The sequence below is a fragment of the Candidatus Hydrogenedentota bacterium genome (assembly GCA_018005585.1).
In the GTDB taxonomy this organism is placed as follows: Bacteria; Hydrogenedentota; Hydrogenedentia; order Hydrogenedentales; family JAGMZX01; genus JAGMZX01.
The window spans coordinates 1-20,895 of record JAGMZX010000105.1; the positions used below are offsets into that span (position 1 = coordinate 1).

Annotated in this window: 17 protein-coding genes; 12 read left to right on the forward strand and 5 right to left on the reverse strand. The window is 63.8% G+C overall.

Annotated features, from left to right (window positions below; translation table 11 throughout):
- Positions 1–550 (forward strand): DUF1080 domain-containing protein (locus tag KA184_16320; GenBank protein MBP8131144.1); only part of this gene is annotated, 550 nt, incomplete at its 5' end.
- A gap of 13 nt (positions 551–563) precedes the next feature.
- On the opposite strand, the gene KA184_16325 is transcribed toward KA184_16320, so the two are convergent.
- Positions 564–887, reverse strand: a complete 324-nt coding sequence (locus KA184_16325) for a peptide chain release factor-like protein (protein MBP8131145.1) — start codon at positions 885–887, stop codon at positions 564–566.
- A gap of 217 nt (positions 888–1,104) precedes the next feature.
- Between KA184_16325 and KA184_16330 the strand changes: the two genes are divergently transcribed.
- The 4 genes from KA184_16330 to KA184_16345 all read left to right on the forward strand — a co-directional run bounded on the left by KA184_16330 (position 1,105) and on the right by KA184_16345 (position 6,503).
- A complete protein-coding gene (locus KA184_16330) occupies positions 1,105–2,544 on the forward strand; it encodes a sulfatase (protein ID MBP8131146.1) in 1,440 nt (479 codons plus the stop codon).
- 172 nt (positions 2,545–2,716) lie between these two features.
- The gene (locus KA184_16335; protein ID MBP8131147.1) at positions 2,717–3,547 is read left to right on the forward strand and encodes an SDR family oxidoreductase; all 831 of its coding nucleotides are present in this window, start codon (positions 2,717–2,719) and stop codon (positions 3,545–3,547) included.
- 50 nt (positions 3,548–3,597) lie between these two features.
- Positions 3,598–4,497, forward strand: a complete 900-nt coding sequence (locus KA184_16340) for an HAD family hydrolase (GenBank protein MBP8131148.1) — start codon at positions 3,598–3,600, stop codon at positions 4,495–4,497.
- A gap of 317 nt (positions 4,498–4,814) precedes the next feature.
- The gene (locus tag KA184_16345) at positions 4,815–6,503 is read left to right on the forward strand and encodes a tetratricopeptide repeat protein (protein ID MBP8131149.1); all 1,689 of its coding nucleotides are present in this window, start codon (positions 4,815–4,817) and stop codon (positions 6,501–6,503) included.
- Between the two features lie 35 nt (positions 6,504–6,538).
- Here the strand turns inward: KA184_16345 and KA184_16350 are convergent, their stop codons facing one another.
- Together KA184_16350 and KA184_16355 are read right to left on the reverse strand one after the other, a co-directional pair.
- Complete coding sequence (locus KA184_16350; GenBank protein ID MBP8131150.1) at positions 6,539–6,925, reverse strand: hypothetical protein; 387 nt, start codon at positions 6,923–6,925, stop codon at positions 6,539–6,541.
- Between the two features lie 339 nt (positions 6,926–7,264).
- Positions 7,265–8,233, reverse strand: coding sequence for a DUF1559 domain-containing protein (locus tag KA184_16355; GenBank protein MBP8131151.1), 969 nt, complete (start codon positions 8,231–8,233; stop codon positions 7,265–7,267).
- A gap of 601 nt (positions 8,234–8,834) precedes the next feature.
- On the opposite strand from KA184_16355, the gene KA184_16360 reads away from it, so the two are divergent.
- The 7 genes from KA184_16360 to KA184_16390 all read left to right on the forward strand — a co-directional run bounded on the left by KA184_16360 (position 8,835) and on the right by KA184_16390 (position 18,008).
- Positions 8,835–9,626: a hypothetical protein gene (locus KA184_16360; GenBank protein MBP8131152.1), complete on the forward strand. Its 792-nt coding sequence runs from the start codon at positions 8,835–8,837 to the stop codon at positions 9,624–9,626.
- A gap of 281 nt (positions 9,627–9,907) precedes the next feature.
- A complete protein-coding gene (locus KA184_16365; protein ID MBP8131153.1) occupies positions 9,908–10,381 on the forward strand; it encodes a flagellar assembly protein FliW in 474 nt (157 codons plus the stop codon).
- Entirely contained in the window at positions 10,362–10,580 is a 219-nt protein-coding gene (gene csrA, locus KA184_16370) for a carbon storage regulator CsrA (protein ID MBP8131154.1), read from the forward strand. Before KA184_16365 ends, csrA begins: the two co-directional genes overlap by 20 nt.
- Before the next feature lie 19 nt (positions 10,581–10,599).
- Positions 10,600–11,223: a hypothetical protein gene (locus KA184_16375; protein MBP8131155.1), complete on the forward strand. Its 624-nt coding sequence runs from the start codon at positions 10,600–10,602 to the stop codon at positions 11,221–11,223.
- A gap of 1 nt (position 11,224) precedes the next feature.
- Positions 11,225–14,533: a glycosyltransferase gene (locus KA184_16380; GenBank protein ID MBP8131156.1), complete on the forward strand. Its 3,309-nt coding sequence runs from the start codon at positions 11,225–11,227 to the stop codon at positions 14,531–14,533.
- Positions 14,534–14,535: 2 nt separating this feature from the next.
- Positions 14,536–16,311, forward strand: a complete 1,776-nt coding sequence (locus KA184_16385; GenBank protein MBP8131157.1) for a glycosyltransferase — start codon at positions 14,536–14,538, stop codon at positions 16,309–16,311.
- Positions 16,311–18,008 carry a glycosyltransferase family 9 protein gene (locus KA184_16390; protein ID MBP8131158.1) on the forward strand — a complete coding sequence of 566 codons (1,698 nt, stop codon included), beginning with the start codon at positions 16,311–16,313 and terminating at the stop codon, positions 18,006–18,008. Before KA184_16385 ends, KA184_16390 begins: the two co-directional genes overlap by 1 nt.
- Here KA184_16390 and KA184_16395 read toward each other — a convergent pair.
- Positions 17,921–19,135 (reverse strand): hypothetical protein, encoded by a 1,215-nt coding sequence (locus KA184_16395; protein MBP8131159.1) that lies wholly within the window; start codon positions 19,133–19,135, stop codon positions 17,921–17,923. The two genes, KA184_16390 and KA184_16395, sit on opposite strands and share 88 nt — an antisense overlap.
- A gap of 25 nt (positions 19,136–19,160) precedes the next feature.
- A partial coding sequence (locus KA184_16400) for a hypothetical protein (protein ID MBP8131160.1) occupies positions 19,161–20,895 on the reverse strand: 1,735 nt, incomplete at its 5' end.

Genomic DNA, 20,895 nt, shown 5'->3' on the forward strand with positions numbered 1-20,895 from the left:
GAGCGAAGGGTGGCGTGTTTCGGACTTCGCCGCGCCGGGCAAGGTCCGCGTCGAGGGCGACGTGCTGTATCTGGAGAAGGGCAACGACCTGACAGGCGTGACGTGGCGCGGCCCGCTCATCCGCAAGGACTACGAGATCACGCTGGAAGCGATGCGCGTGGACGGCAGCGACTTCTTCTGCGGCTTGACCTTCCCGGTGGGCGAGGAGCCCTGCTCGCTGATTCTCGGCGGCTGGGGCGGGTCGCTGGTGGGTCTCTCGAGCATCGACTACGAGGATGCCGCGAACAATACCACGACGCGCATCATCGACTTCGAGAACGACCGTTGGTATCAGGTGCGTGTCCGCGTCTATGGCGAGAAGATAGAAGCCTGGCTCGACGAGGAGAAGCTCGTGGACCTTGTCGCCACGGGTCACAAGATCGGTATTCGCTGGGAAGTCGAACCGTCGGTTCCTTTCGGCATCGCGACGTGGCGCACCACGGGCGCGATACGCAACGTGCAGATGAAAGGACTCACGATACAGCCCTTCGATTACGAAGTGAAGCAGTAGGAGGGCCGGCGCGTCAGTCGTCTTCCGGCGAACGCCGCGTTTCCTTCCTGCGCGCCGTGAGTTTCTTCTCGGCGATCCGCCGCTCACGCGACGCGAGCGTGGGCTGCGTCGGCTTGCGCGGTTTCCGTTTCCGGCGCATAGCGGCGAGGCGCCGCTCCAATTCCATGAGCGCCAGACGCTTGTTCTGATACTGCGACCGGCCGCGTTGCGCCACGACGGTAATCCCCGTGGGCAGGTGGCGCAGGCGCACGGCCGAATCCGTGACATTCTTCTTCTGGCCGCCGGGGCCGCGGCTGCGGAAGAACGTGAAATCCAGTTCGTCTTCGGGAATAGGCATGGTGTTGTTCCAGGTCGCGACGCACGCAGGATTATCCCACAAGCCGCGGCATAGCGGTCAACGGCGCTTTGCCGCGTCGCCACTCTTGACGTCCGCCGACGGGACACAACGCCGCTCAACAGCAGTGTCACTTGTCGCGACGGCGATGTCACAATAGAATCTCCGAGCATTTTCCGCTACACTTACGCCCGTTTTGCACTAACAGAAGAGGTTTGTCTTGGGTACTTGGAAGGCGCATACCCCCGCGGTAATTCATCGCCGCGATTTCCTGCGCGCATCCCTGGCCGGCGCCCTGAGCGCCGCCCTCACCACGCGCGGCAGGGCACAACAGCAAAACGATTCGTGCCCGAATATCGTGGTCATCCTCATGGACACGGCGCGCAAAGACCATCTGTCCTGTTACGGCTACACGCGGGAGACGACACCGTTTCTGCGCAGGCTGGCGGACGAATCGCGGGTGTACACGAACGCGTACTCGACCAGCTGCTGGACCGTGCCCGCGCACGGTTCCCTTTTTACCGGGCTGTACGCGGCCTCGCACGCGGCCACATGGGAACACTACCGGCTCGACGAGCACCTCACGACGGTGGCGCAGGTATTGCGAAGCATCGACTATCGCACGATCGGCATCTGCGAAAATCCCGCGCTGCGAGCCAATCTCGGTTTTGCAAAGGGGTTCGATTCCTATTCGATACCGCGGCTGCTGCCGCGCTCCGCCGACAGCAACGCACTGCGCGAATTCGATGCGGCCGTTCGCGTCGAAGACACGCGCCCGTTCTTCATTTTCGTGAACCTCGTCGGGCCGCACGATCCGTACAACTCGGCCGGTCAGTTTGCGAACTGTTTCCTGACCGACCCTGCCTACAAGGACGCGGTCTACATCGATTTTCTGGATGTGCTGGTCAAGGGGCGACCGCTCGGGGAGCCGTGGCTCACCCACCTTGTCGAGCACTACGATGCGGAACTGCGGTATACGGACTATCTCGTGATGAAGATGGTGGAGGTGCTGCGGGCTTACCGCAAGTGGGACAACACGGCGTTTATCGTGGTCGCCGACCACGGCGAGAACCTCGGCGACCACGGCATGCTGAACCACCAGTTCTGCCTCTACGAATCCGTCGTGCGCGTGCCGCTCCTGGTCCACTTCCCGGAACTGTTTCCGGCCGGTTCGCAGGACACCAATTTCGTGCAACTGACGGACCTGTTCCCCACCGTGCTGCGATTGGCCGACCTCGACCCCGCGCGATATCCGAACCAGGGCCGGAGCCTCCTCCCCGGCGAAACGCTGCCGCAGCGGCCCGTCATCTGCGAGTATTATGAACATGCCCGGTTCCGCGCGGTGAAAACAGCCGACCGCCGCTGGCGCAACCCACGCGTGCGCCGCTTCAAGCGGCGGCTGACTTCGATCCGCTTTGAAGGCATGAAACTGATTCGCGGCAGCGACGGGCGGCAGGAGTTGTTCGACCTCGAGAACGATCCGGAAGAGACGCGCGACCTCAGCGGCATGCCGACGTTCGCCGCCGTCAAGGACGACCTCGCCTATCGCATGCAGCAGTTTCTGAAGCAATGCCGCACCGCGCAGCCACCGCCCACGGAAAAGAGCGTGCCGCTCGATGAAGAAGCGGAAGACGCGCTAAAAGCGCTGGGGTATCTGTAGCAGCCGGCGCGAACCGCCAAGACGCGAACCGTCAAGACGTTGAAACCCCGGTCTTCATTTGCTAGCCTTTTCCCACGCCGCAATCACGTCCCGCTTGTGTCGCGTGCATCAGGGCACGCGAGACCGGGAAAGACAGGGCCGGGGTCGCGGGACCATCCAGGAGTACGGAAACATGCAGGCAACACGCTTGTTTGACTTGAGCGGGAAGGTCGCGGTCGTGACCGGCGGCGGCGGAGTGCTCGGAGGCGCGATGGCGGAGGGGTTGGCAGGCGCGCACGCCACGGTCGCGGTGGCGGACCTGGTCACGGACAGCGCTGATGCCGTCGCGCGCCGCATCGGAGAGCAGGGAGGCAGAGCCAAGGCTTATCCGCTTGACGTATTCAAGCGCGAGAGCATCGAGGCATGCTGCACGGACGTCCACAACGATTTCGGCCGTGTGGACGTGCTGGTGAACGCCGTCGGCGGCAACATGAAGGGCGCGACCACCTCGCCGGAGCAGTCCTTCTTCGACCTGCCGCCGGATGCGGTAGGCAAGGTCTTCGACCTGAATTTCCTGGGCGGGTGCCTGGCGCCGTCGCAGGTCTTCGTGAAGCGCATGCTGCAGAACCCCGCGGGCGGTTCGATCATCAACATCTCGTCCATGAACGCGTTCCGCCCGTTGACCCGAATTCCCGGTTATAGCGCCGCGAAGGCGGCGGTCAGCAATTTCACGCAATGGCTTGCCGTACACCTCGCGCAGGAATACGGCGCGAACCTGCGCGTGAACGCGATCGCGCCCGGCTTCTTCCTTACCGAACAGAACCGGTTCCTGCTCACCGACAAGGAAACCGGCGAGTTGACGGCCCGCGGCAAGACGATTCTTGGGCATACGCCGATGAACCGTTTCGGCACGCCCGAAGACCTCATCGGCACGCTCGTCTGGCTCGCAAGCGACGCTTCGCGGTTCGTGACCGGCATCGTCGTGCCGGTCGACGGCGGCTTTTCCGCGTTTTCCGGCGTCTGAGAACGCCTTTCCCATTTGTGCGCCAACATTCTTGGATACGTGGAGGACCTATGAGCGACCCCGTGACTGACCTGAAACAGCGCGTGCCCCAGCACGAGTTCCTGATCGCGATCGATTCGGACGGCTGCGCCTTTGACACGATGGAAATCAAGCACAAGGAGTGTTTCATCCCGAATATCATTAAACACTGGGGACTCCAGGCGGTGTCGAAATATGCGCGCGCGGCGGGCGAGTTCGTCAACCTCTACTCGAAATGGCGCGGCGTGAACCGCTTCCCCGCCCTGACCAAGGTCTTCGACCTGCTCGCGGACTGGCCCCAGGCCATGCGGCGCGGCATCCAGCTTCCGGAAGCGCCCAACTTGCGCCGCTGGATCGAACACGAAACCAAGCTGGGCAATCCCGCGCTGACGGCCTACTGCCAGGCCCATAGCGAGGCCGACGAACCCGACATGCATCTCGCGCTGCGCTGGTCCAAGGATGTCAACAAGAGCGTCGAGGAGGTCGTGCAGGGCGGATTGCCCCCGTTCCCCTTCGTTCGTGAATGCCTGGAAAAGGCGTGCGGCCGCGCCGACATGATGGTGTGCAGCCAGACGCCGACGGAGGCGCTGGTACGAGAATGGGAAGAACAGCGCGTCGCGCAGCATGTGTTCGCCATCTGCGGCCAGGAAATCGGCACCAAGGGCCAGCACATCGAGTACGCGTCGAAAAACCGCTTCGAACCGTCCAAGATACTGATGATCGGCGACGCGAACGGCGACCTCAAGGCCGCCCGCCATAATCAAGCGCTCTTCTTTCCTATTAATCCGGGCGATGAAGATGCCTCCTGGCAACGGCTGTACGAAGAGGGTCTCGACCGGTTCTTCGCGGGAACCTATGCGGGCGCATACGAGGCGGAACTCATCGCGGAATTCGAGAAGTATCTGCCCGAGACGCCGCCGTGGAAACGGTAGACGCGCGCCACGCCCGTGTTGCCGCACCTCCACCTGCGCGCCTAGGCCGTAGCCCGGACAGCAAGCATCGAGCGTTTGGCAGCGCAGGGTATGCGCCGTTCTAATCCCCACGGCCCGCGGTCTTCTATTCTCATACCCCCCTCATTCCGGATTTCCAGGAGTACGGCTCCGCGTTACATTCAGAAACTCGTCCCCGCGCCGTGGTCCCGGCTGTTCCTCGGGCATGGACACCGCGACGGCGAGAGCCCCGTTTGGCGCGCCTGGAATCGCCGTGTTATCTTCCCTTCACGCATTGTTGCCGGAAAGCGGATCTTCCCATGAGCACGCACTACACGCGACACGCGGCGACCCTCCTTTTCGCATGTGTGGCCGCGTGTGTCACGTTTCGCGTGTTCCTGCCCGCGGTCAATCACGATTTCGTAACTCTTGACGACGACGCCTATGTCACGGAGAATCCGCACGTCGTTTCCGGTCCCACGCGGGAGAATCTCGTCTGGGCGTTCACTTCAAGCCACAGCGCCAACTGGCATCCGCTCACCTGGATTTCTCACATGATCGATTGCCGGGTCTTCGGCCTGCGCCCCGCCGGACATCATCTGACGAGCATCGTCCTGCACGCGGTCAACGCCGCCCTGGTATTCCTGTTTCTGCGCCTCGCCACCGGCTCGCTCGCCGCCGCGCTGCTCGTGGCGCTTTTGTTCGGCCTGCATCCGCTGCGCGTCGAGTCCGTCGCGTGGGTCTCCGAGCGCAAGGACGTGTTATCAGCCTTTTTCGGCCTTGCCGCGCTGGTCGCCTATGCCGCATACGCGCGGCGGCCCGGCCCCGCCCGCTACGCCACCGTTGCGCTGCTGCTGACCCTTGGGCTGCTCGCCAAACCCATGCTCGTGACTTGGCCCTGCCTGTTGCTGCTGCTCGACTACTGGCCTTTCCGGCGCTTCGAGGGTGTTCCCCCAGGCGGACTGTTCGTGAAAAGGACTGCCCGGCTCACGGCTGAGAAGGTCCCGCTTTTCGTAATAGCCGCCGCCGCAACCACCGCAACGTTTCTCGCCCAGAAGAGCGCGGGCGCAATCGTGAGCGTCGATGCCATGCCAATACCCCTGCGCATGGGCAACGCGGTCATCAGCTACGTGCAATACCTGTCCAAGACCTTCTGGCCCGCCCCGCTGGCGGTCCCCTATCCCTTCGACCCCGAGACCATCACGCTGCCCCGCGTTCTTGCCGCGACGCTCCTGCTGGCCGCCATTACCCTCGCCGCCGCGCTGCTGCGGCGCGTCCCGGCATTGTTTGCGGGCTGGCTCTGGTTCCTCGGGCTGCTCGTGCCCGTCATCGGTCTTGTGCAGGTCGGCAGCCAGGCAATGGCCGACCGCTACACGTATCTCCCTTCGATTGGCCTGGCGGTGGCCGTTGTATGGACGCTCGCGGCCGCCGCAAAATTCCGGCCCGTCTTGCAGGCCCTGCTCCTTGTGCCGGCCATCGCCGTGCTCAGCATTAGCGCGCAAACGACCCGGTGGCAGCTCGAACATTGGCGCGACAGCGAAACCCTGTTCCGTCACGCCATCGCCGTCACGGGCGACAACTCGCTCGCCCACAACAATCTCGGAAAACACCTGCTTGGCCAGTATCTGCGCGCCTTGAACACGCCCGTGGACATCAAGTCATCCGGCTCCCGTTCCATGTGTCAGCCCGCGCAGCTTGAAGAGGCGGCCGGGCATTTCCTGGCCGCCGTGCGTATCAGTCCCGGCAACCTCGAAGCGCGCAACAACCTCGCGACCGCCTGGATTATCCAGCGTCACTACAAGGAAGCCGCCCGGGAATTGGAGCACCTGCTGGCGGTCCGCGGTGACGACCCCGAACTGTGGGTCAACTACGGCGCCGCCCTGCATGGTCTGGGCGAGACGCAAGCCGCCGCCGAAGCCGCACGCCGCGCACTCGAACTCGACCCCGATTTCGACAAGGCTCGCGAACTGCTCCGCGTGGCACAGCCGCCGGAAACGGCAGCCCCGTAGAATACGTCCGGTCCGTCCGACCGGTCCGATTCGTTCTACATCAGCTTCATCACACCGCCGATGAGCACCACGGCTGTAGCCAGGCCCGCCGCAATCGCAATCCACTGCCGCGGATTGGCGCGAATCGCCGACGGCTTGTCGCGCCCGGAAACCAGCACGCTCGCCAGGAAGAACACCACCAGCGCAAGCAGGAGCTTCACGCCGAACAGCGCATGGTACAGCGGCTGCCCCGCATGACGCGGCGCCGTCACCACGAGGTAATTGTAAAACCCGCTCACGAGGAATAAGGCGATGCACGCGTGTACGGCGCGACGCCAGCGCCGCATCAGGACGGGCCGTAGCCGTTGATGCCCCTCCTGACCGTAGACTTCCGTCACCGATGGCATAAGCACGAAGCGCAGGAATATCGAACCGCCCAGCATCACAATCGCAGCCAGTATGTGCGCCCACCGCGATACCACGGCCAAGGGAGAAAGGGCCACCGCTGCCGTCCCCGCGTCCCCCTGCGCCGCGGCAAGCGCGGGAAAGCCAAGCACTATGAGTCCCAAGAACACGATTTGAATACATGGTCTTTGTGTCATGAGGTTCACCCGCAATTTCCAAATACGAACGAATTCGCGGCCGCGACTGGCCCCGCAATTCACGTTCCGCGAAACGACGCGGGACCGTGCCTCTATTCCTGACCCACGTGCCTTCAGAAAAGACAAGAGCCGAGGGACAGCCCCTCGGCTCCTTGACGCAAGATACATCGTGAGTCAGGACTAGAACAGCGAAATCAGTCCCGCAAACGCGCGTGTAACCGGGAAGTCGGTCGAATAACGCAGGAAATCCACGTGACCGTCCAGATACAGCACGTTGGAACCGCCAGGAATGTGATTGAAGTCCCCCACATCGGTACTCACGAGGTCCAGGAATACAGGCAGGGTGCTCTGTGCTTCCGACGAGGCTGCGGGGTTGTTTATGTCTGTAATGAAGAACCGCTCGATGCCCTCGCGAAAACGGTAGAGGATTCGGTCTATGCCGTCGCTGTTCGTATACTCGATATCCTCGTCATACTTGTTGACCAGCGGCCCGGCCGTAACTTGACTGATGATCACGCCGGACAGCTTCGCAAGGAAACCGCCATCAATGTACGAGGTAACGTTTGTCGCCGTGATCGCCGTATCATTCGGCTCCATGCCCGAACGAAGATAATCCTGCCCCGGACGCCCGTTCAGCGCCCAAGCGAGATACAGATACGACTCCGCCGTGAACGCGCACGGGTCCAGTTTCGAATCCTGGATATCCTGGTCGTAATACCAGCGGCCTTCAACGTTCACATTGCTCGCCGCGCTCGAATCCGATGGGCACATCAGAATGTTCCAGTCATTCAGGTATTCCGGATAGACAGACATGCCGTCCATGACGAATTCCGCGTCGCCCGTACCAAGCGGATAAGGATTGGCCGACGGGTTCGTGTAGTTGCACGGTATCGACTGAGCATAGTCTATCGTGGCGGGAAACTGGATATTGTGAGAAATGCGATACCCCATCGACGGGAACCGTTCGCCTGGGTCCTCGTTCGAATACATCTTGCAGACCAACCCGAGTTCCTTCAGGTTGTTCTGACACGAGGAACGGCGCGCCGACTCGCGCGCCCGCGCAAGCGCGGGAAGCAGGATCGCCGCCAGGATGCCGATGATCGCGATTACAACCAGCAGTTCAATGAGTGTAAAACCTTGCTTTTTCACGTTCGTCTCCTCCTCTCTGTATGAGTTCGCTTGTTATGTTGTGTTCCCCCGGACAGAACAGCTATTAAACAGCTCGCTATCACATCCGTATCGTGTGTTGGCCATGCCCTCCTCTTGCCTATGGGCAGGCCGGCCGGGGCCACCGTGCCATGCCGCTTCCGTTTGCGCCACGTCCACCCGAGACAACCGGATTCGCGATGCCAGGCCCCGAACTGCTGCTTACCACCGCAGACGTCATTCTACCCCCGAATCCTGGTTGTGTCAACAAAATTTCACATCAAAATAAGTATTCTATGATAACCTTTCTACTTAAATTAATAAAAACAATTTTGAAAAGAGTATTTTTCATATATCATAGCCTATAATAATGCGTAATTCTTTTGGTTCGTAGGATCCTACTATGTATTCTAATATTTTCAATTTCTATGTGCATTCTGTAACTTTCCAGGTGTGATTCCGCCCCCAGCCTGGAAATAAATTACCCTGTCTGCGCCTCGAAACCAGCGCCAGCAATGTCTGGTCCAAACATAAGCAGAGTCTCACGTCAGAAACCGTGAGACGCGGTATTGGCGTGCATCAATTATCAGAAGGAGAATCTGTAATGAAGCGTGTATTCGTTGTGGCAGGCATACTTTCCGCTATAGTCCTGACCGGCGCGGCCGCCGCACAGGACAACGCCGTGGTCCAGAAGGCGCTTGCATTGGGCCTGGCCGAGGAACTTGGCCTCGATGCGGGCGAGACGGTCGCGTTTTACAGCGCGTTCAATGCGTATGCCGCCCAAGCTGCGACGCTCGAAGCCGGGCGCGCCCAAGCCGCCGGCTTGGATGCGCTCGTCGCTATCGACAAGCAGCTCCTGGACCTGCGCGTGAAGGCCGCCGAGGAGATGAGCACGGGTCTGGCCGCCGACCAGAAGGTGAAGGTTTACTCGTTCCTGGCACAGGCGCCGGAACTGGCCCGCGCCGCCGTCTCCGGCGCGCCGTGCGCCGCGGCCGCACCCCCGACGTGCCCGTCTGCCGCAGCCGCTTCCGCGGAACAGCCTGCTGCGGCTGCAAGCCCGGAAGACCAGGTCAAGGCCACCGTCGCGGCGATGAAGAAGGCCCTCGAAGGCCTGGACCTCGACGCGCTGATGGAGACCTTCTCGGAAGACTTCCATCACCCCGAGGTAGGCGGCAAGGAAGAAGCCAAGTACATGCTGCAAATGGGCATTGACATGGGTTACGCCGATGACGGCGAAGTGTACACGGACGATATGGAAATCGAGGTCGACGGCAACGAAGCTACGGTCTACCCCGTCGAATTGAGTTCGCCCGCCGGCTCCGTTTCCGTGGAACTCGTGCTCGCCCAGGAAGGCGGCAAGTGGCTGATCACCACGGTCAATCCTGACGGTCTGTAAGCCAAAGACCCCAGCTGCTACTCCGCAAATCCCGCGCCGCAACCCCGGCGCGGGATTTGTGTCTTGCGGGCAGGGCATCCGCTGGATTGGCGCACTACTCTCGGATTACGTATTTTGGAGGGTATTTGCGCCGCCTGTTTTGCGTTTGAAAATCACTTAGGGCATACTAATGCGCGCGATGGGTTGGTCGGGCGCCGCGGTCTGCCGTACGTGACCGCAGCCGGGTACGCGGCCGCGGATGGGAGGAAGACTCCCGTCATGCGTCAGCGGTGGAGGCTCGCATGATACTGCAAACAACACGCTTTGGCGAGGTCCGCGTCGAGCCCGACGCTATCATTACCTTCGCGCAACCTATCATCGGCTTTGCGTTGCAGCGCCACTTTGTCTTGCTTCCCGGCCCGAAGGATGGGCCACTCAAGTGGCTTCAGTCATTGGACTCGCCCGAATTGGCTTTTCTCGTGCTGGACCCGCGGGTCATTGTGCCGGACTACAAGATATCCCTCAGCCCTCCGGAACTGGCCGAACTCGAGGCAGCCAGTGTCGAGGAATTGGACATCTACACGCTGCTGGTGGTTCCGGACGACCCGTCGCAGGTGCGCACGAACCTGCGCGCCCCGGTCCTCGTCAACCCCAAACGCCGTCTGGCGCGACAAACCGTGCTGGACCGCGGCGATTACCCGATTCAGTTCTTCCTTGCGCAGGCGAAACAAGGGACGGAAGCCCGGGAGAAGAGCCATGCTCGTGCTGACGCGTAAGGAAAACGAGAGCATCATGATCGGCAACGATGTCGAGATCAAGGTCCTCGACCTGAAGGACAACCAGGTCAAACTGGGCATCGTGGCGCCGCGTTCGCTCGCCGTGCACCGGCGCGAGGTCTATCTCGCCATCCAGGCGGAGAACGCGCAGGCGGCCAGTGCGCCCCACATAGATGCCGTCTCGGGGCTCATCCCGTAGCAGGCGCAGGAGTCTTCACATGGACGTGATCGTGGATGGAGAACGCAATTTCAGCTTCACCGGAGAACCGGAAGACGGGCTTAGCGCGGTTATTGCGGTTGAAGCGTGGCTGCGCGAACGGGGCCGCGCTCTGCTCAGCGTACAGGTGGACGGCAAAGCCATGCAGCCCGACACGCTTGTTGCTCACCTTGAGGGAAAACCGCTCCGCGCTCTAAAAACGCTTGAGGTCTGCTCCGCGCCTTTCACCGAACTCGTCGACCGCTGTCTTGAAGAACTGGCCGGCGCGCTGCCGAACTTGCCCGAAGCGTGCCAGCACCTCGCGGAAGTGTTTCACGGCGAGAGCCCGGACGACGGGTTCGAGCCCTTTGAAGAACTCGCGGCCATTTGGGGTCATATCAAGACACGCGAACTGCTCATCGCGAGCGCGTTGCGGCTCGACCTGGACGCCTTGTCGGTCGACGGCGCGTCGCTCAAGTCGCTCCACGACGACCTCAACGCCCAGTTGCAGGAGGCCGCGGAAGCTCTCAAGAACGGCGACTGCATTCTGTTGGGCGACCTGCTCGAGTATGAACTGGCGCCGCGCGCTGAGCGCGAAGAGCGCATCGTCGGGCTGCTCCGCGAGTCGCGCTCCGCGCGCGACTGATATGAATGCGCCTCGCGTCCTGACCTTCAACTTTCATGAACCCTATCTCTGCCTGATGGCCAAGACCGGGCTCACGCTGCATGTCGGCCAGTATGAGGGCGGCGTGCTCGCGCGCCCCTGGTTCACCCACTACCGGCCCGTGCCCTCCAATATCGTGCTGGCGCCGGAGCGCGAATGGCGCGCCGGCCTCATGACCGGCCGCTACGACGTCGTCATCGCCCATAACGAGAACAACGCCCTCGACGTGCTCAAGGCGCCCGCACGCAAGCTGCTCGTCTGCCACAACCGCCGCACCTTCCTCGCCACAACGGCAAAGACGGAGCGCGGCAATCCCGTCGAATCGTTTCGCGACCTCATCGCCTGTCTGCGCGAGACCTTCGAATTCATCTTCATTTCGGAATCCAAGCGCGACGACTACGGCGTTCCCGGGCGGGTCATCCTGCCCGGCGTCGACCTCGACGAGTATGGCGGCTACACGGGCGACGACGCCCGCGTGCTTCGCGCCGGCAACATGATGCGCGAACGCGATCTCATGTTCGACGTCGCCTTTCAGGAAAAGGTTGTGGCGGGTCTGCCCAACCTCGTCGTCGGCGAGAATCCCGGGATAACCGGCTCCAGACCGGCGCAGTCTTTCGAGGAACTGCGCGACCGCTACCGGCGGCTCCGGTGCCTGCTGCACGTCACACGGGAAGCCTACGAAGACGGGTATAACCTCGTCATGCTCGAAGCCATGGCCACGGGCATGCCCGTCGTCGCGCTTGCCAACCCCACGTCGCCGCTTACGGATGGCGTGGATGGCTTTGTTTCCTGCGAGCCCGACGTGTTGCGCGGCCGCGTCGAATCGCTCCTGCGCGACCAGGCCCTCGCTCGTGAAATCGGCGCGCGCGGCCGCGAAACCGTCGCGCGCAAGTTTCCGGTCACGGCGTTCGTCGAGAGCTGGCGCGCGGCCATTCTTGAGGCCGCGGACCATTCCACGCAGCGGTTCGGGGGCATTCCGGCGCCGCGCACTCCGGCGCGGCCGCTCAACATTCTCCTGCACTACATGGCATCACCCATCACGACGGGCCGCTACTTCGAGGAAGCGTTGCGCGCGCAACATCAGGTGCTCACCGCGGGCTTCCGCGTACCCGAAGACGTGCTGGCCCACTGGGGTTTCCCAATGCCTGCGCCGCCGTATCCGCCGCACCTTATCGATTTGCCGCTCGGCGCGGCGTGGCAGGACATCGCCGCAGCGCTGCCGCCCGGCTTCGAGCCCGGCCTGTATTTCTGGATTGATTCCGGCCCAAAGGAGGTTCCCGCGGGCATCGAGTCACTGGACGTGCCGAAAGTGGCGTATCTGATCGATTCCCATGTCGCGCCCGAACTGCGACTTGAAATGGCCCGCCACTTCGATTGTGTCTTCCTCGCCCAGCGCGCTCAGATCGACGCGTTCCGCGACGCGGGCATTCGTCACGTCTATTGGTCGCCCCTCGCGTGCAGCCCAGCATTGCACCAGGTTCCGCCGCGCAAGCGCACGCTCGATTTCGCCTATGTCGGCAGCTTCAGCACGGAAGAAGACGCGCGGCGCGCGCGCCTGCTTGAATCCGCGCGCGCGCGCTTTCCCCGCTCCTTCGTTGGCAAGGCCTGGCCCGCCGACATGGCCCGGATCTACAGCGGCGCGAAGATCGTCGTCAACGCGTGCGTCCATCGCGACGTCAACATGCGCGTATTCGAAGCCATGGCCTCCGGCGCCCTGCTCATCACCGACGAAGCCGACGGACTCGAGGACCTCTTCGAGGACGGGAAACACTTCGTCCTCTACTCCAACGACGCGGAACTGCCGGACCTCATCGCCTATTATCTGGATCACGAAGCGGAGCGCTCGCAAATCGGGGAAGCCGGGCGTCAACGCGTCCTGCAGGAGCACACGTATGCGCAGCGCGCCGCGGAAATTCTCGAAACCACGCGCACGTTCGCGGGCGTGAGCGGCCGCGGCGGCGCCGCATCCTCGGAAGTGGGCGCATACTACGAGTGCCCGCGGCCGGAACTGCTCCCGTTCATCCCGCTGCAGGCGCGGCGCGTCCTGGACGTCGGCTGCGGCGCGGGCGCGTTCGGCTGGCTGCTCAAGCGGCAGCGCCGCAACGTGGAAGTGACCGGACTCGAGATTGTCGAGCGGGCCGCGGCACAGGCGCGGCGCGTCCTGGACCACGTGCTCACCGGCAGTATCGAGACCATGGACCTTCCCTTCCCGGACGGGCATTTCGACTGCATCGTTTGCGCGGACGTGCTCGAGCATCTCGTGGAGCCGGCGCAGGCAATCAGGAAACTCGCGCGCGTGCTCGCCCCCGACGGACTCATCGTCATCAGCATCCCGAACGTCCGGTACCACGCGGTGCTGGAGAGCCTCTCCCTTGGACGCTGGCAGTACACGGACCGGGGCATTCTCGACCGCACGCACCTGCGCTTTTTCACGCGTCCGGAGCTCGAGGCGCTTATCCGCGACGCGGGATTGGACCTCTGCGAACTGGCGCCCCTTTCCACGGCGAACGAGGACGCGGCGCCACGCCGGGAAGACGGATCGGTGCGCCTTGGCAAGATCACAATCGCGGGTGTAGACGATGCGGACTACACCGCGCTGCGCGTATATCAATACCGGGTGCTGGCGGGCCATCCCGGCGCGGACCGGCTGGCCTGTGCGCGGCTCGCGCTCGAAAACGGCCATGCGGAGGCCGCCGTTACGCTTGCCCTGCACGCGGTGGGCGTGGATGAATGCGAACGCCGCCGCATCGCCGCGAAGGCGCACGTCCGTCTCGGTCAGCTGAGACAGGCCGAGACGCTGCTGCGCGAGGCACTGGCTCTGCGTCCCGAAAGCGACGAAGTGCAAAGCGAACTGGGCACCCTGCTTCTGGGCATGAACCGCGTCGACGCCGCACGCCCCCTGCTCGAACGGGCCGTAGCCGCGAACCCCGAAAACGGCCGCGCGCTCGGCGCGCTCGGTCTCGTCAACGTCGCGGAACATCGGGCGGAATCCGCCTATGAATATCTCAAGAAGGCGCTCGAAACCGGCTATGAGCATCTTCCCCTGTTCAAGCATTTCATGCCTCTGGCCGAAGATCTCGACCGGGTCGAAGACGCGCTGCCCGTGCTGGAACGCTTCGCCGATTTCTACTCCGGCAATAGCGAATTGGCCTGTGCCTGCGCCGCGTGGCGGCTGCGGGCAGGCGATGCCGCCGGCGCGCGGGACCGCTTGGAGACCTTGCTCCTGTTCGAGCCGGAAAACCCGCGCGCGCAGGAGCTGTTGCGGCAAATCGAAAACCTGGGGAGCGACTGAGCATGCGGCCCAGCGATGCATGGCGCACGGAACTGCGCGGCCAACCCGCCCGCGATGACGTCCAGATACTGGACTCCCGCACGGGCAAGCCCACGCTAAAGGCAGGCGCGGTGTTGCTGCACAGCCGCTACGACCCCGAGCGCGAAGCCGCGCAACTCGTCACATCCGCGGGTCTCGATTCCGCCCGCCCCGTGCTCGTCGTGGGACTCGGCCTGGGCTATCATGTCCTGGAATTGTTGCGCCGAGGGCTGGACACGTCCGTCGTCGAACCAGACGCGACCCTGGCCCGATGCGCGCTCGAAGGCCCGGCGGCGAACGCCGAGTTCCTGTTGGGCGTCGGCGATATCGAAGCCATCGCGGAGTCCGGCGCGTTTCAGAACCTCGCGCGGCGGATGCCACAAGTCCTCGTCCACCCGCCCACGGCGCGCCTGCATCCGCGTTACGTCGACGCCGTACGCGCCGCCCTTGCGCGGTGCGCCTTCGCAGGCGTACGGCTCAGCGTAGCGGTCGTCGGCCCGATGTACGGCGGGTCATTGCCCATTACCCAGTATCTCGCCGATGCGTTCCGCGCGCTGGGACACCGCACGCTGCAGGTGGACAACGCCGCAGGCTGGCCGGTTTACGAGTTGATCACACAAAGCGTCGGGCACGGCCGCGCCAAGGCGCAACTGGGCCAGATGGTCACGAACCTGCTCGGCGAATGGACCTACGCGCGCGTCGCCGAGTTCAACCCTGAAATCTGCATCGTGCTCGCACAGGCGCCCGTCGGCCCGAGTTTCCCGGCGCGGCTCGCGGAGTCCGGCACGGTCTCCGCATTCTGGTTTGTGGAGAACTGGCGGCATATGCCCTATTGGAGGCAGGTCGCGCGTGAATACGATTACTTCTTTCACATCCAGCCCGGCGCCTTCGACCGCGAACTCGACGCGATCGGGTGCAGGCATCACGCTTTCGTGCAGACGGGTTGCGACCCGGCGGTACACCGGCCCGTGGAACTTGCGCCGGAGGAGCGCGACGAGTACTCGTGCGATATTTCCTTCGCCGGGGCCGGCTATTACAACCGCAACCGCTTTTTCCGCGGCCTGACGGACTACAAGTTCAAGATCTGGGGCGTCAACTGGACTCCACGCGAACTGGCGCGCCTCGTGCAGCGCCCCGAGCAGCGGTTCACGTCCGAAGAATTCATGAAGATCGTAGCGGGGTCCAGAATCAGTTTGAACCTCCATTCCAGCAACCGTTCCGAGGGCGTGGACCCCGGCTGCGACGCGATCAACCCGCGCGTCTTCGAGATCGCCGCGGCGGGCGGCTTCCAACTCTGCGACCCGTGCATCGGACTTGAAAGTCACTTCGATTTCAATACGGAATTGCCGGTCTTTACCTCGCTGTCCGAATTGCGCCGCAAGATTGATTACTTTCTCGCCCATCCCGCCGAGCGCGAGCAGGTCGCGCAACGCGCGCGCGACCGGGCGCTCCGCGATCACACCTATGAACGCCGCGCACAGCAGATGCTTGACCTGATCCTGGAACAGCACGGCCCGCGACTGCTCAAACGCGGCATCCGCGTGCAGCGTTCCGTCGCGGAGGTGCTCGAACGCGCCGGTTCCGGCGGCGAACTGGAACAGTATCTCGCGCTGTGGCCGAAAGAGGCCCTGTTCACGTACGACACGCTGCTCGACGTGCAGCAGCGGCGCACCGGCGAAGACCTTTACGCTGCGCGCGTCTTCGCGTATTTGCGCGAAGTGCGCGATTTCGCCGAAGCGCTGTTGAAGGAACGGCGCTGATGCGTATCCTCGTGCTTCAGACAACGCGCATGGGCGATGTGCTCCAGACCTCGCCGCTGATCCGCGGCATCCGCGAACAGTATCCGGACGCGCACATCGCCGTGCTCGTGCGCCGCATGGGTCGCGCCGTGGCGGAGCGCCACCCGGACGTGAATGAAATCATCGAGTACGAAGAGGACGAGCTCTTTCTCGACCTGCGCGCCAACGACTCCGACCGGCTCCTGCATGCCTATGAACTTGCCGACCAGAAGATCAAGGCGTTGCGCGAGGCGCGCTTCGATCTCGCCTACAACGTCACGCACAGCATCGCGTCGGCCATGCTGCTGCGGCTGGCCGGAATACCCCGGGTCATCGGCGCGCACCTCAGCGGCGACGGGCAATTCGTCTTGCGCGGCGCGTGGACGGCCTACTTCTTCACCAGCGTCTTCCACCGCGAATACAACGACCTGAATCTCTGCGACATCACGCGGCACTTCGAGCCTGGTTCGGGCCGCGCGGCCGCGCCCCGCCTGGTCTTTGACCTGCGCGACGAAGACCGCGCCGCCGTCGACGCTCTGTTCGAGCGCCATGGCATACCGCGCGATGCGTTTCTCGTGTGCATGCAGCTCGGCGCGAGCGAAGAGAACAAGCGCTGGAACGAAGCCCATTTCGCGCGGCTCGCGCGGATGCTGCGCGACCGGCGCCAGGCGGTCGTGCTGCTCGTGGGCATTGCCGCCGAGGCCCCCCTCGGCGAAGCGTTCGACCAGCGCGCGCCCGGCCTTGCCATCCCCCTCTTTGGCCAGACAACCGTGCCGCAGCTGGCCGCGCTGCTCGAACGCGCGCGCGTCCTGATCACCAACGACACGGGCACCATGCATGTCGCGGCCGCGGTGGGCTGCCCGGTCGCGCTGGTCTCCGTCGGCCATGTGCACTATCGCGAAACAGGCCCCTACGGGCCGGGCCATTGCGCCGTCGAATGGCGCCGCGACCACCTCGGCGCCGGCAACGAGGTGCCTGGCGGCATCAAGGAACGCGCGCTGGTCCAGCCGGAGCACGTGCTGGAAGCCGTGGAATCCGTCCTTCGGTTTCGCGAGACCGGGCACGCCGCATTCGTTGAAGACCGGCCAGAACTCGCACCCGTCGACCTCTATCTGACCCGGTTCGCGCCGGATGGGTGCCTCGAATATTATCCGTTGCTCCGCCGCGCAATGACGCAGCGCGATTTCACTCGCAGCGCATACCGTTTCATGTGGCTCGACCATCTCGCAGGCAAGAGAAAGCCGCACGCGGAAGAGGAGAGCTTTCGCGAACTCCTGCGTTGTTACGACGGCCCCGATTCCGCCACGGTCCGCGCATGGGCTAAGGAACTGGACGTGGATTTCGACGGCCTCGCGTCGCTGGCCCGCCGCGGCGTGGCCGCGACGGAGCGCCTGCTCGACCATCTGCGCGGCGGCGGGTCCATGGCGAAAGCGAAGCAGATGGTCGCGGAACTCATGGGTCTCGACGAGGAAATGCGCATCTACAGCGAATTGCGCCCGCCCTGCCGCCCGCTCATCGGGATCGCCCGCTACGAGCGCGACAACCTCGAAGGCGCGGACCCGCTCGTGCTCGCCCGCTCGACTCTTGACATCTACCGCGCCTGTTTCACGCGCGCGCGGCTCATGCGCCAGAAGTGCCGGCGCATCGCGGAATCCTGCGCGGAATGCCGCGGCAATTGAACCAGCAGGATGTCCTCTGTTCCAAACTTGCTGGAATTGAAGACCATACCGCGGCTGTCGGGGGTGAACGAGCCGTGCGGGTGGGTTTCGAAATCCCTGCCCTTGTGCCCCTGCGTCAACAGACGCTTCTCATGCGTCCCCGCGGCGGCCAGCCAGATATTGCGGTCGAAGTCATCGCCCATAATCCAGCGCTTGTCCGGGCTGCCGTGCGTGTGCCACGCGGCATATTGCACGACGGTGGCGGCCTTTCCATCGAGGTCCGCCAGAAAGACACCGTGCGCCTGATTGCGGTGTTCGTCGTCGTATGGCCAGACCGTGAACAGGACTTGCCCGCCGCCCCACCAGACTTCGTGCGTTACCCACTCGCGGCTTGTCGACACATAGAACGGCCTGTATGTCCTCTTTGAAACGTCCAGCAACCACGTCCGCTGCTCCGCGAAACCGCCGGTCTCGTGGCAGAACAGCACAAGCCCCGAACGCTCCGGATTGGCCTGCACATGCCCAACCTGGAAGCCGGTTTCGCACAGGATGTCCCACGCGCCTGTCTTCAAGTCCAGCCCGATGATGCCCCACTTCTTGTCGGCCTCGAACAGCGCCCCCGTGTAGAGCGCCGCCTCGTTTGCGTCGACGGACAACATGCCAAGCGTGCTCTGGGCCGCGCCCGGAAGCGCGGCGATGCGCCGGGGTTCGGCATTTCCAGTAAGCAACGCCTGCACCTGCGCGGTGAACACGTCGCGTCCGTCCAGCCAGAACACATCCGCGCCGCGGTGCGTCAGTGTGAAATCGCCGCCTTTCGCTTCAGGCAGCAGCGGATGGACTTCGCCCGTGCGCATGTCGAGACCGTGCGGCGCCATGTTCCCAGAAGTCCGGTCCGACTTGAACACAAGAATGTCCCTGTTGGGCGTCCACATCGGGTGCGTCTGGTAGATGATATCGTCGCGCTGCGGCCCGGGAGTGAGCCGGTATACGCGCGCGCCGGTCTGCTCATCCTCGTAGTGTTCAAAGCGATCCAGATGGTTCCGTTCAGCGGCGGCGGCCCGCGTCCGACCCGCCGCTGCAGTCACCGCGCCGCTCGCCGCGCATGCGCCCAGAAACCGCCGGCGCGACCACAGGATTCTCTTTTGCATGAACTGTTCCTCTCTCGCGCTGCAATCAGAGCATCAATTCACCCGCCGCGGCCACCGCCGTGTTCGGGACCACCGCACGCTCCAATGCCTCGCCGCTGAGACCCGCGGCGTGTCCCGCCACACCCGCATACCCGGAAGAAGCCAGACACGCGCGCGCGCTTTCCGACACAGCCTCCTCGTCTTGCGCCCGGCACAACGCAAGCACAGACCCGGCGATGCCCGCCCCCGTCAACGACGCGCCGAGCGCGCCGCCGGCGAGCGCCGCGTCCACCAGCGCATCCAGCGCCGGGCTCGACGCCCCGTAATCGCCCGGGCATTCCGCGAGCGGCGTCCCGGCCCGCACATAACCGTCCAGCATCACATCTGTCACATCGCGCGAGAACGGCTCGCCCTCGCGCGTGACCACGCGGTCGCCGTTGTGGCCCAAAGACATCAGCCGCCCCGCGCCCTCGTAGTCGCGGCGCTCCAGGAGACCGTAAAACCGCCGCGCCCGTTCCGATTCGGCAAGCGCGAACAGGAGCGGCCCGCGCAAGGGAACCGCACGAGGCCTGTTCGCCTCGTCGAGACCGCCGAAATAGCGCGTGAACGCCTCCTCGAACGCGGGCAATTCGTACCGGGCACGCAACGTCTCCAGGCCCATTTCCCGCGGAATCCTCCGCAGGAGCTCATAGACCGCCGCATCGCCGCCCAGCGTTTCGGGCGTAATGCGCGAAAGCCGGTCCAGGCTGTTCACAAACGCAACGTCCCGGTTCCGGCGCTTCAATTCCTGCCGGAAGATCTCGAGCGCCTGCGAATAGGCGAAACGGTTGCGCGTATACGCCGCCAGCGCGGCCCCGCTCAGACTGCGTTGCGTATGCGAATGGATCACAAGCACGCGCAAGTCTTCGGGAAACGTCAAGCGCGCCACATCCTTCAAGTCAAGGTCGTCGGGGTACAACGCCGCGTGTACCAGCGCGTTCAGGCCGCCAAGGATCATCGCGCCCTGATCGCTCGTGCCCGTGCGCGCGCCGGTGTACCATTCCGCGTCCTGCACGGCCAGAATCAGCGCCCCCGGCGCGAGATTCAGGCCATTCGCGCCCAGCATGGCGAGCAGCACGCTCGCCGCAAGCGCATGCGACGAACTCAACGCGGCCCCGCGCGGAATGTCGCTGCCGATTGTTGCGCACAGGCCGCACAGGGGCTCGTTGCCCGCTTCATATTGCGCGCGCAGTACCGCGCCGCGCAGGTAGTTCTCCCAAGAACCTTTCCGTGCCGCCACAGCGGCCTGCGTCTCGGGGTGCGTGATGTACGAGCGCCAGGGAAGGCCCCAGCCCTTGCCATGCAGTTCCGGCAGAATCGAGAATTGCGCTTCGGCAAAACCCGGCTCGATGTTCGTGAACGCGCACGAACCCTCGGGCGTCGGAGCGGCGACGGCAACGGTCTCGCGCTGGTGCGTCATGAGGTTCAGATAGCCGCCGTGCGTGTCGATGTGCATGCCGCGCAGGTTGATCCGCGCGGGACACCGAAACACGCGCACGGGACTGTCGCCGAACCGCGCCACGAAGCCCTGCAACGTGCGCACAATAAGCGCGGCGCGCTCTTCGTACAGAAAGGCGTCGCCACCATACGTCTGCTCCAGTGCGCGGCGCACTTCGGCGTCCGGGTTCGCCAGACGGCGCAGCCACATGCTCGCACACTGCCACTTCCCTTGCCTCACGTTCTCTTCACCTCTTCCCGGCGCGGGGTCATTCCAGGTAGCCCAGCGCTTCCAGGCGTTCCAG

Coding starts and splice junctions, on each gene's coding strand:
- KA184_16365 (MBP8131153.1), top strand. CDS start 9,908: ATGATACTGCAAACAACACGCTTTGGCGAGGTCCGCGTCGAGCCCGAC.
- KA184_16340 (MBP8131148.1), top strand. CDS start 3,598: ATGAGCGACCCCGTGACTGACCTGAAACAGCGCGTGCCCCAGCACGAG.
- KA184_16375 (MBP8131155.1), top strand. CDS start 10,600: ATGGACGTGATCGTGGATGGAGAACGCAATTTCAGCTTCACCGGAGAA.
- csrA (MBP8131154.1), top strand. CDS start 10,362: ATGCTCGTGCTGACGCGTAAGGAAAACGAGAGCATCATGATCGGCAAC.
- KA184_16325 (MBP8131145.1), bottom strand. CDS start 887: ATGCCTATTCCCGAAGACGAACTGGATTTCACGTTCTTCCGCAGCCGC.
- KA184_16360 (MBP8131152.1), top strand. CDS start 8,835: ATGAAGCGTGTATTCGTTGTGGCAGGCATACTTTCCGCTATAGTCCTG.
- KA184_16395 (MBP8131159.1), bottom strand. CDS start 19,135: ATGCAAAAGAGAATCCTGTGGTCGCGCCGGCGGTTTCTGGGCGCATGC.
- KA184_16380 (MBP8131156.1), top strand. CDS start 11,225: ATGAATGCGCCTCGCGTCCTGACCTTCAACTTTCATGAACCCTATCTC.
- KA184_16385 (MBP8131157.1), top strand. CDS start 14,536: ATGCGGCCCAGCGATGCATGGCGCACGGAACTGCGCGGCCAACCCGCC.
- KA184_16390 (MBP8131158.1), top strand. CDS start 16,311: ATGCGTATCCTCGTGCTTCAGACAACGCGCATGGGCGATGTGCTCCAG.
- KA184_16350 (MBP8131150.1), bottom strand. CDS start 6,925: ATGCTGGGCGGTTCGATATTCCTGCGCTTCGTGCTTATGCCATCGGTG.
- KA184_16335 (MBP8131147.1), top strand. CDS start 2,717: ATGCAGGCAACACGCTTGTTTGACTTGAGCGGGAAGGTCGCGGTCGTG.
- KA184_16345 (MBP8131149.1), top strand. CDS start 4,815: ATGAGCACGCACTACACGCGACACGCGGCGACCCTCCTTTTCGCATGT.